The organism is Desulfocastanea catecholica (assembly GCF_054657295.1).
The window spans coordinates 26,427-43,665 of sequence record NZ_BAAHYZ010000024.1 but is presented as its reverse complement, the minus strand read 5'-3'; the positions used below and the strand labels follow the sequence as shown (position 1 = coordinate 43,665).

At 50.3% G+C, this 17,239-nt stretch carries 13 protein-coding genes and 1 CRISPR repeat array; all 13 genes read right to left on the bottom strand.

Features of this window, described 5'->3' with window-relative positions:
• Nucleotides 1–92: 92 nt before the first annotated feature.
• The 13 genes from ACYQ8U_RS18290 to cas5c all read right to left on the bottom strand — a co-directional run bounded on the left by ACYQ8U_RS18290 (nt 93) and on the right by cas5c (nt 17,234).
• Nucleotides 93–2,243 carry an HAD-IIB family hydrolase gene (locus ACYQ8U_RS18290; protein ID WP_459947003.1) on the bottom strand — a complete coding sequence of 717 codons (2,151 nt, stop codon included), beginning with the start codon at nt 2,241–2,243 and terminating at the stop codon, nt 93–95.
• Between the two features lie 246 nt (nt 2,244–2,489).
• Nucleotides 2,490–3,188: an endonuclease/exonuclease/phosphatase family protein gene (locus ACYQ8U_RS18285; RefSeq protein ID WP_459947002.1), complete on the bottom strand. Its 699-nt coding sequence runs from the start codon at nt 3,186–3,188 to the stop codon at nt 2,490–2,492.
• Nucleotides 3,188–5,323 (bottom strand): VTT domain-containing protein, encoded by a 2,136-nt coding sequence (locus ACYQ8U_RS18280; protein ID WP_459947001.1) that lies wholly within the window; start codon nt 5,321–5,323, stop codon nt 3,188–3,190. Before ACYQ8U_RS18280 ends, ACYQ8U_RS18285 begins: the two co-directional genes overlap by 1 nt.
• A gap of 44 nt (nt 5,324–5,367) precedes the next feature.
• Nucleotides 5,368–7,017 carry an ABC1 kinase family protein gene (locus ACYQ8U_RS18275; protein WP_459947000.1) on the bottom strand — a complete coding sequence of 550 codons (1,650 nt, stop codon included), beginning with the start codon at nt 7,015–7,017 and terminating at the stop codon, nt 5,368–5,370.
• Between the two features lie 33 nt (nt 7,018–7,050).
• The gene (locus tag ACYQ8U_RS18270) at nt 7,051–7,926 is read right to left on the bottom strand and encodes an HAD-IIB family hydrolase (RefSeq protein ID WP_459946999.1); all 876 of its coding nucleotides are present in this window, start codon (nt 7,924–7,926) and stop codon (nt 7,051–7,053) included.
• Nucleotides 7,927–7,992: 66 nt separating this feature from the next.
• Complete coding sequence (locus ACYQ8U_RS18265) at nt 7,993–9,369, bottom strand: DUF2254 domain-containing protein (RefSeq protein ID WP_459946998.1); 1,377 nt, start codon at nt 9,367–9,369, stop codon at nt 7,993–7,995.
• A gap of 271 nt (nt 9,370–9,640) precedes the next feature.
• A CRISPR array of direct repeats spans nt 9,641–10,602; the repeat unit is 32 nt; unit sequence GTTTCAATCCACGCCTCCGTACAGGAGGCGAC.
• A 274-nt stretch (nt 10,603–10,876) separates the two neighbouring features.
• Entirely contained in the window at nt 10,877–11,167 is a 291-nt protein-coding gene (gene cas2 / locus ACYQ8U_RS18260; RefSeq protein WP_459946997.1) for a CRISPR-associated endonuclease Cas2, read from the bottom strand.
• A 16-nt stretch (nt 11,168–11,183) separates the two neighbouring features.
• Complete coding sequence (gene cas1c / locus ACYQ8U_RS18255) at nt 11,184–12,212, bottom strand: type I-C CRISPR-associated endonuclease Cas1c (protein ID WP_459946996.1); 1,029 nt, start codon at nt 12,210–12,212, stop codon at nt 11,184–11,186.
• Nucleotides 12,209–12,835 (bottom strand): CRISPR-associated protein Cas4, encoded by a 627-nt coding sequence (gene cas4, locus ACYQ8U_RS18250; protein ID WP_459946995.1) that lies wholly within the window; start codon nt 12,833–12,835, stop codon nt 12,209–12,211. The genes cas1c and cas4 overlap by 4 nt, the downstream gene beginning before the upstream one ends.
• 14 nt (nt 12,836–12,849) lie before the next feature.
• Nucleotides 12,850–13,821, bottom strand: coding sequence for a virulence RhuM family protein/type II toxin-antitoxin system death-on-curing family toxin (locus ACYQ8U_RS18245; protein WP_459946994.1), 972 nt, complete (start codon nt 13,819–13,821; stop codon nt 12,850–12,852).
• 41 nt (nt 13,822–13,862) lie between these two features.
• Complete coding sequence (gene cas7c, locus ACYQ8U_RS18240; RefSeq protein WP_459946993.1) at nt 13,863–14,900, bottom strand: type I-C CRISPR-associated protein Cas7/Csd2; 1,038 nt, start codon at nt 14,898–14,900, stop codon at nt 13,863–13,865.
• Nucleotides 14,893–16,608, bottom strand: coding sequence for a type I-C CRISPR-associated protein Cas8c/Csd1 (cas8c, locus tag ACYQ8U_RS18235; RefSeq protein WP_459946992.1), 1,716 nt, complete (start codon nt 16,606–16,608; stop codon nt 14,893–14,895). The genes cas7c and cas8c overlap by 8 nt, the downstream gene beginning before the upstream one ends.
• Nucleotides 16,605–17,234: a type I-C CRISPR-associated protein Cas5c gene (gene cas5c, locus ACYQ8U_RS18230; protein WP_459946991.1), complete on the bottom strand. Its 630-nt coding sequence runs from the start codon at nt 17,232–17,234 to the stop codon at nt 16,605–16,607. Before cas5c ends, cas8c begins: the two co-directional genes overlap by 4 nt.
• Nucleotides 17,235–17,239: the final 5 nt, after the last annotated feature.

Below are 17,239 nucleotides of genomic sequence, written 5' to 3'. Positions count from 1 at the left end.
ATTGGTAAAAAGGTTCCGGCACCGTCTTTTGCGGTTTGATCCGGAATCAATAACTCTCTGACAAGAAGTCGGCAGCGGCGTACACCGACTTTTCATTTTTCCGGGATGTCACAACTCTCGAAAAATTCGTAGAACTCAATTGCCTCAAGGATACCTTCGGCGTAGGGGCGAGAGGCAAAGAAAATTTCATCGCCATGCACCAGCTCGGAAAGCTCCTCATTGTGCCGGTTGGCAACGACGACGGCGAGCATATTCCCGCGCATCATGTCTTCATCGGCCCCGGAACCACCTGCAGCCAGTATCCTGTCGAGAGGAATATCATGCCTCTCGGCAACCCAGCGCAGGGCGAGTCCCTTGGACGCGCGGACCGGAATAATATCGAGATACTGCCCGAAAGAAAGCACCACGTTGGCGGCCTGCCCTTCCTGATGCAGCATCTTGTTGATCTGCTGGATATCCGGGGCGACCTGCGGATCAATGTAATAACTGATCTTGAAACGGCTCTGCTCCAGACGCGGCTGCAGCTTCAGCCCCGGCAGTTCCCGCAGCGTCCGACGGATGATACGTGGGTTCCACAGATAATCGATATGCAGCTCCCAGGCGGCATCGGGCACCAGGTTGGGGTTGTAATAGATTTCCGTACCAAGGCTGGTTATCAGCACGTTCGGCATGGGAATGTGGTGTTTTTTCATGACCTGGATTGCCGAGTCAAGCCGTCGGCCGGTGGCAATACCGAACAGGACGCACTTCCGGTTCGCCTGCAAGGCTTCTATGAATGTCCTGAGCGCAACAGGATGTCCGAGCAGATTCTGATCGAGGTCGGAGAACAATGCCCGGTCGTGATGCAATTGACTGCGGCGTTTACCGTGAAATGGCGTGGCAGCCGCCGTGCGGGTAATCAGGGGATGAACCACCTCGAGAAATTTCCTGGTATGCGCCTGCCAGGAATAATGCTTTTCTACCCCGCGCAGGCCGTTACCAGCAAATTCGTGCCACTGTCGGGAATCGGCCAGGATGCGCAGCAGCTTCCGGGTAATATCTTCGGCGTCAAGCGGATCGATAAGAAAACCGTTTTGGCAATTGCCGATAATATCAATGGGACCACCATCTTCAGTGGCGACCACCGGCAGGCCGCAGGCTGCCGCTTCAATCAGGGTCAGGCCGAAGGGTTCGGTCAGTGCCGGATTAATAAACACCCCTTTGCCAAGAGCCGCCAGCCGGTAAATAGTTGCCACCTCGGATGCCTGGTGATGTTTCGGGTAGGCCACTTTGCCATACAGGTCATACTGGTCAATGTGCAGGAGGATATCCTGCAGTACGCCCTGGGCGTCATCATCCATATCGGTGATATCATCACGATTACCGGCAATAATAACAAGATTGGCCAGTTGCTGGAGTTCCGGCGATTGGCCGTAAGCGGTAATGAGCTGGAGAATATTCTTACGGGGATCAGGGCGAGACAGAGCAAGAATAAGCGGTTTCTCCGGCTCTCTGAGAAAGCGGTAAATCTCTGCGGCAATGGCACTGTCGGTTTCATCCCCTTGCGGCGGAAAAAATTGCTGCAGATCAGTCCCCGGCGGGACAACGCGCATACGCTCGGGCTGGTAATGATCATAGGCGGCATACTGCTCATGAATTTCCTGCCTGGTACTGGTAATAACACAGGCGGCAACGCCCAGGGTCGTCTCTTCGGCCTCGATGCGCGTGGTAATATTGTACCGGGCCTCCAGGGTTTCCCGGCTGAACCCGGCGGCGAGCAACTGGCGCCGCTTGCTGCGCCCAAGAGAATGACCCGTATGCACCAGCGGGATACCGAGCAGGTGGGACAAACGCGTGCCGACATACCCGGCATCGGCATAATGGCTATGCACAATCGACGGCAGGCCGGGCTGCAGCTTGATGTATTCGAGGGCGGAATCGGCGAAGTTATCCAGGCTAGGCCAGAGCTGTTCTTTAGGGATATACCCTTCGTCGCCGCAATCAATGCGAACGATCTGCACGTTATCGGACAGCTTTTCAACGTGGTTGCCATAATCATCGCTGACCGACGGATCGACGACTCGCCTGGTCAGCAGGTCGACTCGCTCCACGTCGGCATGCTCGCCAAGCGCGCGGGCCAGTTCCACCACGTATTTGGTTTGTCCGCCGGTGTCTGCATCGCGGCCAAGTTCAAGATCGTGACCACGAATCAAACCATGAATACTGATCATGACGATGTAGATTTTTTTATCGTAGCTTTCCATGTATCCGATTACCAAAGAGGGTTAGGCCAATTAATTATTTGCATAAGAATTTGAAATAATATATCTTTTTTACTATAACCCGTCTACACGGGATGTAAATCCTACCATAATCGTTACTCTGCGGCAATGTCTTTAGCCAAGCGGTGGTACGCCTGTGCCGGAAATACGCGAAAGAGGTTTTTACACTGTATTAGTGATACGTGTAACAGCCGATGACAAAGCAGATTCGGTGGTGGTAAACGTTTGCTAAAGATGTATGTCGGCGACCAGGGGCAGATGATCCGAAGCAATGCGGCTCAACTCGGTGGAATGTGCCCGCAGGGCCACAAGTCTCCGGGGTGGTCGGACCCAGATTCGATCAAGCCGCAGCAGGGGTTTTCGAGCAGGAAACGTGGCCGGGGAGCGTGCGGTTGTTGGTGATATTTTAAACCATCGATGTAAAGCGCGCAGGGGACGGCTCCAGGACAGCCATTCATTAAAATCGCCGAGAAGAATACGGCCATCGACATCCGCGGCATGGACTATTTTCAGTAATTTCCTGATCTGCAGGTGTCGTTCACGGATACCGAGACCGAGATGGGTCGCCCAGACTATGATCGCATGGCCATTGACGGTAAAAGCCACCTCGATGACGCCGCGGGGTTCCCTTCCCGGCACGCTGATATCGTGGCGCCTGACTGCCGATATCGGCAGGTTGGTCAGAAGGGCATTGCCGTAGTGTGCACCGGCGGCACTGAGCGTAAACCCCTCGATCGGCTGCATATGGGCTGCCGCCGCCAGATACGCCAGCATATCCCCCGTCACCTCGGGGTGTGAGGTGACCTCCTGCAGCGCGACAATATCACCATCTATTTCGCGCAGAACGGCGGCGACCCGCTCGATATTTTCGATTCCGTCGCGCCCGACACAGCGATGGATATTATAGGTGACAATGCGCAGACGCATCAGGATCCGCCGTGCTGTTTCTTGCGTAGATATCTCTTTTCCACCCATTTACGCACACCAATCAGTGCGGCACCAAAGACGACCACCACGGCAAACAGGGCGGTAAAACTTGGCAGATCCGGCTGCCGCAGGGATTCGGACAGCTGATCGGCGACAAAGGCAATGGCCGTAATACCGGGGATTATGCCAATTAAGGTGCCCAACAAGAAATCCCGCAGAGAAATGGCGGAAACACCGGCAATAAGATTGATCAACGAAAAAGGCGCCACTGGAATAATGCGAAAGGCAATCACCGCCATGAGGCCTGATTCGGCAAGTCGCTGATTCACCCGATTGACGAGACCACCGGAAAACTTGGCGACAATATTTTTCCCGAGGAAATGCCCGAGCAGAAACATCACCATGGCACTGAGGATTGCCCCGGACAACGCATACCAGCCGCCCCACCAGGGACCATAGACAATGATGGTCGCCATAATCAGCAGGGTGACCGGAAAGGCAACCAGGCCCAACATGATATAGGTCAACGGAACGAGCAGCGGGCTGAGCGGATGGGCCTTGAGCCACTGCGCCGACTCCGTCACCGTAGCTATATTGAGATATTTCGCTAAAGGCGTCCAGCGCCAGAGAGCAGCAAGCAGCAGCACCACGGCAATGGTCACGATGATTTTCAGAAGGTGACGATAGGCGGGACGCTGCTGTTCCGGCGGGATAAGGTAATCAAGAAATTCTTCCGGTTCGATAGGTTTTTCCGGGTCAAGAAGGTCGGATTCGGGCAGCCACTGCTCGCTCGTTTCCTCTTTAACTTCCGGCAGCGGCATCAGGCTGCGATCGCCTCCGCGTAAAGACTCGATCGCCTCTATGAGCGAGTCAAAACGGGCAATTGCCTCGGCCACTTCCTCCGTTGATGTACCGAGATGCTCGGCCAGCAGACGATTACGAAAAGAAGCTATGGTCCGCGCCGCATCGCTGCCTCTTTCTCCGACAATGGCCAGATCACATTCCGAATCGAGGCCGAGCGACCTGTTACTGAGATTTGACGAGCCGACCCTGACAAATACCCCATCAATGACCGTAACTTTGCCATGGACCATCAGGGTGGTTTCCGGATCGACCGCCAGGCGCGGGTAATAGATGCGCAGCCGATCATAACGATCGGCCTCGCGCAGGATGCGGACTATTCTGTCGCGCAGCACATCCATGGTATGCTGCTCCAGCCAGCCGCCGGTCTGCAGCGGCAAAACCATAACCACCTCGGGCCCGTTTTCGTCAAGAAGCCGCTCTTTTAATGCCTCGCCAATGCGGAAGGAACTGAGGTACTGGTTTTCCAGGTAGATAGACCTGCGCGCCGCGGCAATGCTGTCCCGATAGAGACTTTCCACCTCGCGCACTTCCTGGTGTCCCTTGTAGTGCGGCAGGGTGCGGCAGATGGCAATTGGTGTCTCGGTGAAATCAGGGGTGACGCTGGCCGGCCAGGGATCATCGACCCGGTGTGGATCGACCTCGACCGGCAGTTTCCCGCAGGCCCTCTGCCAGCGCTGTCGCACGAGCTCTGCCAGGGCGAAAGCGGCCTCCCCGTCGACGACCATCTGCACATCATGAAAAGGCGGATACGGTTTGCCGTCGGGATCGACGCGCAGCTTGTTGTCCGGCAGATGCTCCGGAGTGTCCCAGCGGCACTTACTCAGATCGAGACCGCCGACAAAGGCCACGGCATCATCGATCACGACGATTTTCTGGTGCTGGGAACCACCGATGGGATGTTCGCTGTCAAGCAGGAAGTGGATACGCTTATGGGTCAGCCATTCCAGTTTATATCGCGGAAAGAACTCGCGCTCCATGGCATAGATCATGGAAAAATCCCAGCTCAGCAGATAGATATTCAGCTCTTTTCTCTGCCTGGCCAGGTAATCAAGAAGTTTGCCGAGCGTCTGGGGATAATCGCCGCTTTCGCCGTCGCGGATCAGACGCAGCCCGCTGTGCAGATCCCAGCCGACGATGATGATCGACTGACGGGCCCGGCGCATTGCTTCATGCACAGCCCGGAAGTAGGCCTCGCCATCGATCAGGAAGGCGGCTCGATGGGCGGTTTTTATCTGCTGGCAATTTTTCTGTACTGTAAATATCTTTTCCACCTGCAACCTCACAAAAGGTCGGATTTCTAGATGGCAGCCGCCACTCAGTATTTCTTGGTCCGCAAAATAGTGATGACCAGCCAGAGGCCAAGCACAACAGACAACAGATAGCCAATGACGCCCAGGGCAGGCAGGCCAAAGAGAAAGGGGCCGACACCGGTGGTGACAATCATTGACGAGCCCATGATGATCGAGCCGGTGATAATACCCGTCGTCAGGCGGTTTGAGGCACTTTCCAGGGTATTGACGAGGTACTCCAGCTTTTCCAGATGAAATTTAAAACTGAGCTCCCCATCTTCGATTTTATCTATTATCTGCAGGAGATGGCGCGGCAGCTCACGTTGCATGGCGAAGAAACCGGCAAAAGAGCGCCGCATCCCCCGCCACAACACGCCAGGTTTATATCGCTCTTTTGCCAGCCGATGGACACTGCCTTTCAGCTCGTCGATGACACTCAGTTCGGGGAATACCAGACGGGCCGAGCCCTCGGCAGTCACCAGGGCCTTTATCATAATGACCATGTCGATCGGCAGCTGCAGATTATGCTCCCGCAGCAGGGCGAGTAAGCCGCGCAGCAGCCCGCCGATATCCACGTCCTTGATCGGTAAGGCGTAATAGCTGTCGAGGATATTCAGCAGCCCCCTCTCCAGGGACTTGCGGTTGGTCTTTTTTCCCCTGGCGCGGCAGAGCTGCAAAAAACCGTCGACCAGGGCGTGACTGTCTCTGTCGACCACGGCGGAGAGTATTTCAATCAACATGAAGCGGTCCTGCTCCGTCAGCCGTCCCACCAGCCCCCAGTCGATAAGGCACAGCCGCATCTCACTGTCCACCAGGAGATTTCCCGGATGGGGGTCGGCGTGGAAAAAACCATCCTCGAGAATCTGCTGGACAACTGTCTGCAAGCCCAGCCGGGCGATCTGTTCTCTTTCGTCGCCTTTCGTCGGCAGGAGATCTTTTAAATTGACACCATCGAAGAACTCCATGACCAGCAGCTTCTTCGAACTATATTTTCCGTAGGGGATGGGGATGAAGATATCCGGTGCCGCGTAGGAACGGGCGATATTGATATTGTTCAGTTCATTTTTAAAATTAAGCTCCTGCATCAGCGTTTGCCGCACCGTGCCGGCAAGTTCCGGCAGGTTGTAGCAGCGTAATTCTTCAAACTGCTGATCGAGGAACCGGCAGATGGTATCAAGGATATCAAGGTCGGAGGTGATGTCTTTGACAATGCCCGGACGCTGCGCTTTCACAGCAACTATCGCGCCGTTTTCTTTAAGTATTCCCCGGTGCACCTGAGAAAGCGATGCGGCGGCCACCGGTTCGAAATCAAACTCGCTAAAAACCTCGGCTATCGGCTGCCCGAGACTTTTTTCAATCTCGGGAACGATTTCCGCCGAGTCAACCGCGGGCACACTGTCCTGCAGTTTCTCCAGCTCGACCAGCAGCTCTTCCGGCAAAAGATCCGGTCGCAGACTCATTATCTGGCCAAACTTGACGAAGGTCGGGCCCAATTCCTCAATGACAATACGAATTCGCTCAAAAAGTTTCAGACTGGAATCAACCGGTCCTATGCTATGCAGGAAATCTGCCCCCGGCACCTCAAGTCGATCAACGATTTCATCAAAGCCGTATTTGGCCAGGATCGTAACGATATTCTTGAAACGTTTCAGATTTTTGATGTCAGTCAGATGCATATACCATCCCTGGTGGTGGGTATTTTTTTTGGTTTATCGGGTGGGGAGCAGCCAGTCGGCACTCTCCGGGAAGAAATGCACCAGCCCTTCGAGAACACCGGCGGCATAGTTGCCGTTCATGCCGAGCAACCCTCCCCTGGCGATATACAGACAATCGCTCCGTCCTTTCTCCGCCAGGTCTTCAAGGGCCATCCGGCGAACATCGGCAGCACTGTTTCGCACCAGGATGGCCTGCAGGCCGCTGGTCAAGGCATCGAGATCATTGCCGCTGTCGCCGGCAAACACCACGTTTGTCTCGGCAATTTTTTCTTCCTGCATTAAAAAACGTATCGCCTGCAGCTTGTTGGCCCGTCGGGGCAGGATGTCGAGCAGACCGCATTGCGCCGCGTCGTCCCGGCTCCAGATAACCGTAGTGCGAATACCGCGCCCTTGCAGCAGAGCGGCAACCCGGTCCTGGACGCTGTTTATATCCAGGTCAAGATCGGTATAGTAGCTGACCTTATAGTCATTCTGTTTTGCTTCTTCCTGCAGCCGCAGGTTCATATCGTCGATGCCGGCCACCAGTCCGACCACGTCGTCCCGACTGCAGTCATGCCAGTCGCGGCCGATCTGCTGCTGCCATTTTTTATCCAGCTGCCATTGTCTGCTCCCCTTCCTGGGTATGGCTTCCCGGTCGATCCTGTACAGAGTGGTGCCGACATCGCCGATAACGTAATCAGGTTCAGGTAGAGCATATTCGGCGATCGCCTCTTTGACCAGCTGGGCATGTCGCCCGCTGACATAGGCCAGCCGTATTTCCCGGCGAGCGGCAAGCAAGGCAAACAGCTCTCTTGCCTGCGGCGATTCAGCCTGCTCTCCGTTGGGAATCAGGGTGCGATCAAGATCACTGCACAACAATATTTTCCTCATGAATATGTCAACCTTTCCTGTTTCTTTCTACTGATGCAAAAGCCCCTATGGGTTATAGGCTATGAGCTATGCAGACAAATCTTCGGGAAACGCATACGAACCATCTGCATCATCAAATTTATTCAAAGTGCACAGTAATAACTCATATCTATTCTGCACGTCTTCTCTATCGTTTTGTTCAAATACGGTTTCCTGACTTGCCCGTAGGATCATGGTTGCCTGGCGATGTATCGCTTTTCGCTGCTCTGTCTGAAGAGTTTGTTCGGCAATCAGGAGTAACGTTTCCAACAGCCGTATTGTTACTGCCATACTCGATCTGCCATATTGTCGAATCTGGTCGAAGGAAGCGTTCAGCACGCCCGAATAGATGAAGGGTTTGGTTTTCACACGCAGCTGCCCCTGATCATCAAAATAATTGGAGGAGGGAAATTTCCTTTTGGCAAGGCAGCAAAGGGCTGTGCCCAGCTGATCAACACAGGCCATGGCAGTGAACGGATCATTGATACCCGGGGAAAGGGCTCGAATGGCAACCTCGACAAGTTGATGGATTGAGTACTCGATATCCTGCTCCGGAGTAGGATTCGACCCGACAATAAATGCTTTGGTGATACTTCCGGTGAGATTGATATCGAATTCTTTCTCACTGCTGACAACCGCGAGTGTGCCGTCAGCCACAACAAATTGGCCTGGTCGTAAATGGAGCCGTATGAGGTAATCATTCTCTTTGGCCGTTTGCAAAAGTCCGTCAAGATCAATTGCCTGCAGGTAGCCCTTACGGTCAGCGATAATGGTGTGATTGTTGTAATGTGCCTTGTTCTCTTCCTGCAGCTGTGAAATTGTATCTGTTATTTCGTCTGGCTGATCGTCTAAATCGGTTGTGAATATCCGCCGTATATTGCGCTCGAGCTCTGCACTCACCCCGGCAACCACCTCATCAGCTTGAATTGACGTGGCGATATGATGAATGAAATAAATCAACACACCAACATCGAGTAATGCCAGACCAACTGCAAAGGTTACTGACAAATTTGGCACGAATATGTCTGTTCCGACTGCTTGAATTGACCGAAGTACAATTAAACAATAAATGAAGCTGGCGACAAAGGTGCCAAGAACAAACTGGATACTCTTATCCCGGATAAAATTTCGCAGCAGACGCGGTCCGAACTGTGAAGATGCAAGATTAAGAACAACAATGGTGATGGAGAAGGTGACGCCGGTGACGGTCATCATCGATGCAGCAAGGGTCGACAGGATTGACCGTGCTCCTTCCGGACTGACTGAATTAAAAAAACCATAAGATCTCAAGTAGTCTGTTAGCGAACCCCTATCGAGACTAATGATGCCAATTGAAATTACAATCGCCGCCAGGACCATAAGCGTCGGGATAAACCAGAAACTGGTTTTCAAAGATTCCCACCAATTTATCAGTTTCGTTTTCATATCATGGCCCTTGGATGCAGTTATTCCTTGTCAATATCTGAAATAGCTTGCCGGAAATTGATCAGAAGGCAAAAACACCTCATGGGTGATAAAGTCTTCTCACAATATTACCTTGCACTGAGTTCGACATCATCAAACCTGCTATACCATAACTATTAATTTTATTCACGCACCGGTCGAAGGGGCGACCCATGGCATACATAAAGCCCATGATCCCAAATGCGTTTCAATCCAAGCCTGGGCATAGAGGCCGTTGCCGGTGTTGACCACGGTTTCAATTCACGCCTCCGCACAGGAGGCGACCAGAGATCCTGGACGATCAGGAGGTTTGATTATGGGTTTCAATCCACGCCTCCGTACAGGAGGCGACCAGGGCGGGAAGAGACAGGCGCAGGTGAGTTTTGTTTCAATCCACGCCTCCGTACAGGAGGCGACTCACCAACTCCAGAAACAAAGCAATATCTGTACTGTTTCAATCCACGCCTCCGTACAGGAGGCGACTACAAAAAAGGAGCAAGATATATGACCTCACATGTTTCAATCCACGCCTCCGTACAGGAGGCGACAAAGCCAAGATGGAAGCCGAAATGGCCGAGCTGAGTTTCAATCCACGCCTCCGTACAGGAGGCGACTTGATTCTGTCGAAAGCGAAAACCGGGAAACGCTGTTTCAATCCACGCCTCCGTACAGGAGGCGACGCAACATGGAAACAAACCAATATGGCACGGCCCTGTTTCAATCCACGCCTCCGTACAGGAGGCGACATTTCGGTCAATATCGTTGCCGAATAAATCATGTCGTTTCAATCCACGCCTCCGTACAGGAGGCGACCTTTCAAACTCTTCATAATCCATTCCCCATTGATGTTTCAATCCACGCCTCCGTACAGGAGGCGACTTTTGCGTCCCTGCAACCGTTATGTCAAAATCGCTGTTTCAATCCACGCCTCCGTACAGGAGGCGACGAAAAAGGTATGAAGAAGGCCGTTGACATCACCAGTTTCAATCCACGCCTCCGTACAGGAGGCGACTTACCGACTCCTGGCTTGAATCGGCCAAACTCCGTGTTTCAATCCACGCCTCCGTACAGGAGGCGACTTTATGATGCGGATGGACCGGGCGGAGTAAGCAATGGGTTTCAATCCACGCCTCCGTACAGGAGGCGACCAGAAGATACTCATGACATAGAGTGTCCGTTCTGTGTTTCAATCCACGCCTCCGTACAGGAGGCGACTGTCGATTCATAATGTACTGATACAAATCGACAAATACAGCGGATTCCGCGAACATGCTTTCGGCCTTCATTTGCCAAACGCAATGACGGCCGGCAAACATGTCTTTTGCCGCAGAATCAGTACAGTTGCGAACCTCTTAACTTTTTCTGTCTATTACCGGTTCGCGCAAACATTTTTACTGCCTTAGATATCGTTTTTTAGCAAAAAAAAATGATATCGTGAAAGAATATATACCCCTGAAAAGGATACAGAAAAAAGTTTTACCTCCGAGCGTCAAACTATCAATGGACCTTCTTGATCAAACGCTTTCTTTGCGCCGATATGTTCCACCTTGTGTCGCCAGTTTGCGCCAAGGAAATAGAAACGGAGGCTATCTTGTTCCGGATCAATTTCCTCAATCAGTCGCTGACGAAACACTGTCCATTGAGCGGGATCCACAATACATTCAAATACCGAGTACTGCACTCGCTGGCCATAATCTTTGCAAGCTTTGGCAACACGCCGCAATCGTCTGCTGCCACCGAGCTCACTGGTTTTGACATCATAACTCACCAGAACAAACATGTCATACCCCTCTACTTTATTTCCAAATTACCGGAGGATAACCATCGAGCTCTCCTCGCAGCAATCTGGATAAAAGCAACGCCTGCCCGTAAAAAAACATCCCGATGGCCATTTTTTCTTCAAGAAAAGGATGGCTCCGCTCATCCTGTTTTCTGTTCTGGTAGGTAACCAGGACGGTTTTTCTTGCCGCATCGGTCATGCGAACCGCACCGCTTTCACTGAAAGTAAAATCTTTCGCCCTTAATTGCCCAAGATTAACCAGCGATATTGCCAGCCGATCAACCATTGGTCGGAATTCTTCCATAACATCGAGGGCCAATCCAGGTCTACCCGGTCGATCCCGGTGGAGATACCCCACGGCTGGATCAAGACCAACCGACTCGAGAGCCGAGCGAACGTCATGCATCAGCAGGGTATACAAAAAGGAAAGCAGGCAATTCATGCGGTCCAGAGGTGGTCTTCGATTACGTTGTCTCAGGAAAAAGTGCTCTTTATTACGTACGATAAGATGATCAAAAGCACCGAAATAGACATGGGCTGCGTCACCTTCTATCCCTCTGACCTCATCGAGTGTCAGTTCATCCTGCAGGCGGCGCAGTGATGCCGTCAATCGGTTGATACTGTTTTCCAGGGCAAGCGTATCAACTTTCTCGGGATGATCCCGCAAGACCCGCTGCATGGCGTATCTGCAGTTGGCGATTTTGCCGGTAACAAATTGTTTGGCAATCATCGCGGAAAAGATCGGATCATCGGCCCGGCGATATTGCTCACGTCGCAGCAGGACATTACCTGACACCGGTCCCTGAACCCTCGCCAGAAATCGACCCTTTTCGGAAAGAAAACTCAAGGTAACATCCCGCTCGGCACAAAACCCCATAAGGAAGGGGCTGCAACCGACATTGCCGAAACAGACAATGCCATCCAGAGTATGAATCGGCAGGCGGAGAGCAACTTCACCATCAACCCGCACCGCGACTGTTTCCCCGTCTTTTGCCAGATAGGCACCCTGCGTCGTGACAAACAGCGTATTCAGATGTTTCTTCATTTGACCTCTATTTTGTTCAGGTAGTTGACAACCTTCTTTTTTCCGGCAATTTTCGGCAGACATTGTGAGATAAAGGAACAGCTCTCGCATTTTTTTGCATACTCCGGTGGCGGCGTGTGGTTGGAGTTCAACAGAGCATGGAGTCTGTGCGCGGTATCGGTGGTAAGCTGTCGTAACGCATCATCAAAATGAATATTTTGCCGTCGTTTATTCTGGCCATAGTAAAGGGCACCTTCTGGTACATCCCGGTTAAGCATTTCCTCCAGACAGAGCGCCTGTGCGCAAAGCTGCACCCGGTCGGAATCGTCTTTTTTGGGACCGCCACGCTTGTATTCAACGGGAAATGGCTGCCAGATACCATTTTTTAGCAGATGAAATTCAACGATATCAGCCCGGCCAATCAGCCCCAAATGCAAGGAACGAATCGGCACGTCAAATTCGACTCGAATTTTACCACGCGATTCACTGCCGGTGGAATGCACCCGTTCGTGAAGAATTCGCCCCTCGGCGGTCAACCGGTTTTCCGTCCATTGTTGTTCGATATGAATCAGTGCACATTGTCGCGGACAGAACAACAGGTGCTGCAGGGCAGAGATCATGACCAGGTCGTCTTCGCTGTACATGAGATATTTCTCCGCTAGTCGCCGGAAAGGAGGTTGACGATCAACCGGATCAACAAGTCTTTCTGGCCGGGATCACTTGCCGCTGTCAACAGGGTCAATGCAACCAGCGCCTTGTTGTCAAAATGTTTCTTGCCGAGCAAACCGTTTTTCTGGAGAAACAGAAGAAAGAGAAATGAGCCGATGCGTTTATTACCATCGGTAAATGGATGGTCCTTGATGACAAAATAGAGAAGATTGGCAGCCTTTTCCTCAATACTCGGATATAAATCCTGCCCGCCGAAGGTCTGATGAATTGCGCCGATGATTCCGGCAAGAGCGTCACTCCGTTCATTGCCGAAGAGATCGGTTGCCTCCATCTTCGCCAGCAAATGCTGCTTAAGAGAACCAATGGCTGCCCGCGCGCCATCAAGATCCAACATTTCACCAATGACCTGCTTTCTGTTCGGTGGTGGCAATTTATCCTCGTCATACTGCAGCAACAGCTGCCAGGTTTTGGCGTACCGATTGACAAGGTTGAGTACCGAGAGGCCTTCGTCACTAACGAGATTCTGATTTTCCAGGGTATTCGTCAGCAACGACAAAACCTGTTGCGCTTCAAGGATGCCTTTTTCCGCCAGGCGACGCTGATTGAAGGTGTAGCCTTTTACAAGATGGTCTTTGAGGATGGAGGTTGCCCAGATGCGGAACTGGGTGCCGCGCTTGGATTTAACCCGGTAGCCTACGGAAATTATGACATCGAGGTTATAAAACACAACGGGTTTATCCGAATTTGCAATATGCATTTTTTGCATATTGCCTTGTTGTTGTAATTCACCCTCTTTGAATACGTTATTCACATGCCTGGAAATAACTGACTGATCTCGCTGAAAAAGGTCGACCATTTGAGATTGCATCAACCAGACCGTTTCATCGGCCAGACAGACATCGACTGCTGCTTGGCCATCGTCAGATTGGTATAAAATAACTTCGCCGCGATCTGGTTGCATAGTTTTAATTCTCTTTTGTTATTTATTGTTGCTGAGCCTATTTAAAATAGTTCCTGTAAAGAAACACCATGTGGCGTGTTTGCTTTATCAATAGTCACCTCATAATCAGTAAATTTTCTTGCTGGTTGAGTGGAATCTTTTAGCCGAACACTCACTAAATCAAAAAGTTTGTGAGCCGGTGCATTGCCAAATTCGCTATCATGTTTGAATATAATGATTTTCTGGCATGCCATTTCACCACGTGATGCAGAACGGTCATGATCGAACATATTTTGCAGTGCATCCCAGAATAGGTCGAGATCTTTTTCCGAGAACCCAGTTTGCTTTGCAAATGGAGCCGAGATAAACCCGTGAATCCTGTAAAGACCATAGGGGACAATTGCCTTTCTTGCTCCAAGCCCCTTGTCCTCTGGCTTATCAACTGAAACCGCAGCTGTTCTGAACATTGCCACATCCAAACCAATAATGGGATCAATGCTTCGTGCGAAACTGAGCTGTACTGGACCGCGGACTTGGCCGCAGGTTTTGTCACCTGTTGACATCACAGCTCCAAATGTGCGTACGTCATAGAAATTTTTGCACATCCATTTTTTTGCTACAATTTCCTTGCTCTCAACAAACAGTTCTTTAAGCTTTGCCCTTGCGGCATCAGAAATGTCTTTCAGTTTTACAACTGCCTTCTTTGTCTTGTCTAAATCAGCACTAAGTTGGAGATATATCCCTTCATTTTCAAAACCGACCCCTTCAGGGTAATCAGAGAAATCAGCAAGTTCTTCACGCAGGTCCGCAGGAACATGAACGAACAATTTTTCATTGTCCAATGCCTTATGGGCTCGTTTATGATGCTCTGAAAGAAATGCCCCTTCGCGCACATGAATTTCGTAAGGAGAGATATTCTCTTTCACTAGATCAACATAGTTTCGTATCTTACGCTTTATGCAAACATCCGTTGTGATGCCGTGTCCTGTCTCGGGGTCAATGCGGGGCATATTACCTGCATCAGGGTCACCATTTGGATTACCGTTTTTGACATCGAATAATAAGATAAACTCATAACGGTTTTCTATTGGGCTATTCATTTGATTCTCCTTCATTTTTTACGGAATTCTTTTTAGCTACCGCTTCTTGTATTTCACGATACATCGCATTCTTTTGGTGATAATAAGCAATGGCGAATATGCCTTGCTCTTGTAAATTCATGTGAGAGGGAAAGGAATTTATGTGCTCCAGGATTTTTCCAATACGCCCATCAGAGAAATGTCCAGACTTGGCCTTTTCAATGTGATGTTGGGATAAATTTATTAAACGAGGAAAAACGCTAGCTGGTGTTGCTGACGCGGCGCTGAAGAAACGATCTTTGATAGTTGTTTTCACCGTTACAGCCTCGGTCTGCGCTTTTTCTAGTGCTGCAAACAACCGCCCCAACAGATATGCGACGTCTTTTCTATCTGTGTCTAAAGCCATTGGAATCTCCATTTTATAATTTCGCTTTAATACTGCTTTCAATATAGAAGCTCTTAAATAATTGACTTGATGATCAGCTCGAATACGCCCAAGTACCCCTTGATAAAGATTTTGTGGATAACGAGTTCCCATTAAAACCGAACGAGTCAGCGCACCACCCAACAGCGGTGAGATATTCTTAGACTCCCTGGCTGTTTCTCTAAGCAAGTGCCAAATTCCTGGAAACTGAATGTCCTTATCTGAACGTTCTATCTCCAGATTATTGAAGTGTTCATGGAATCTGGCCATTAAGTCACCTACTGTACAAATATGCCAAAAACGTATCGCGAGTCGGGCTTTATTGAGTGAAAGTCCGAGGATGTAAAATTTCAAATTCTTGTCTTCTTCAATATCTTTTGGCAACGTTCCCTGGCGAATAGTCTCCAAAAATTTTTGAACCTGGATTGCTGCATTTGTATTTACAAACGACGGGTTAATTGCCTGCCCAAAAAATGTTTCAATAATTGACTCCCTCTCGGCCCAAAAAACCGTAGTTACATCTCCTATCCGTATTCGTTGGGTTTGGCTGCGCAGCAGAAACTTGAGCGCGGAAGAACTTTTGAATTCAGCCTTTACTGAAACGGGGGCATTTTTTCCTTTCTTTTTCCCATAGGATTCGTAAGCCACCTCATTAAATGACACAAGGGAAGCACCTGCCCCAAACTTAAACTGCGCATATTGTGGTTGGAGATCGTGAACCTCTCCATCAACAAAACTAACTCCCTTTTGAAACTTTTCTTGGGCAACAAAGGTTGACCAAAGGCTTTTTACCTCCGGACGTTCGTGGATGAATGTCGCATCTCCCAGCAACCGAAAGGCGACCCATTTCCCATGGATACCACACATTTCCTTCCAGCCACTTAAATCTTTAGAATCTTCAGGATTCCACTTAGCAAGAAACGACCTGGCAGCTAGAACACCTTCGTCACAAGATGCACCGCAGACCTCATCAATTTTTTCCTTGAAAAAAAGATGATGTATTTCGCTTCTGGAATTGTTTGACATTCCAAATAGGTAGTCAGCCTTGTCAACCATAAAATTTGGAGTTTTCGCAGCCGCATTTGCCCGGACATTAACCTGGTTAGTATATGGAACTACTGATGTTTTGAAATCAAACGTATTGGCCTTGATTTTGTTTCGCAGATCCTCTGGCTGGCCAATCAAATTCCCTTCTTTATCAATCGTAATGACAAATCCAATATCCTCGACGCTGAACCCATATGGCGGCACGTCCCCTGCTCTATTAAGACGAGCGTAGAGGGCAATCAGAGATTGAAAAATCATGAAACCACCTCCTGGCGACAGTTGATAATACCGTCCTGCATTACCGCTCGGAAAAAACGTGGTGTCATCTCATTGGCAAAATCGATATCATGCAACATAAACCCAAAGTCCTGTTCTCCAGAAAATGATGATGCTGGAATTTTATCACACCATTCAAATTCGACTGGAAATTCGCGGCATCCGAAATAGGGCCGATGAAAACACTGTCCTTTTTTTACCCTCCGTTCAAAAATTGCTAAATGTTTTCCAGGTGCAGCATCATCACTGCCAGCTGCATCAAAATGCGCCTCAATCACATATTCGACATTTCTCAGCACCATTGATGCCCGTTGTTGGCGCTCATCTTCAATGTAACGGCAGACGGCATTTCCGTTTTCCATGTCAGTCTTATTGACTGAAACTCTGTTCGAAAGCTCGTTACGCCGAATGTTTTCAAAACGAACAGGTTGCAATACATGGATACGATCGATAACCCAAGAAATGGCAGGCTTCCAGTAGATTGCCTCCAGAATTCCACGAGCGGCGGAGGGCGTCATCACATCATATGAAACTCGCTCCACCTTCATTTCCGGGCGAGTGAATAAGGCATAATCCCCCCAAACCCTTAACTTGATTCCATAACTCATTTTCC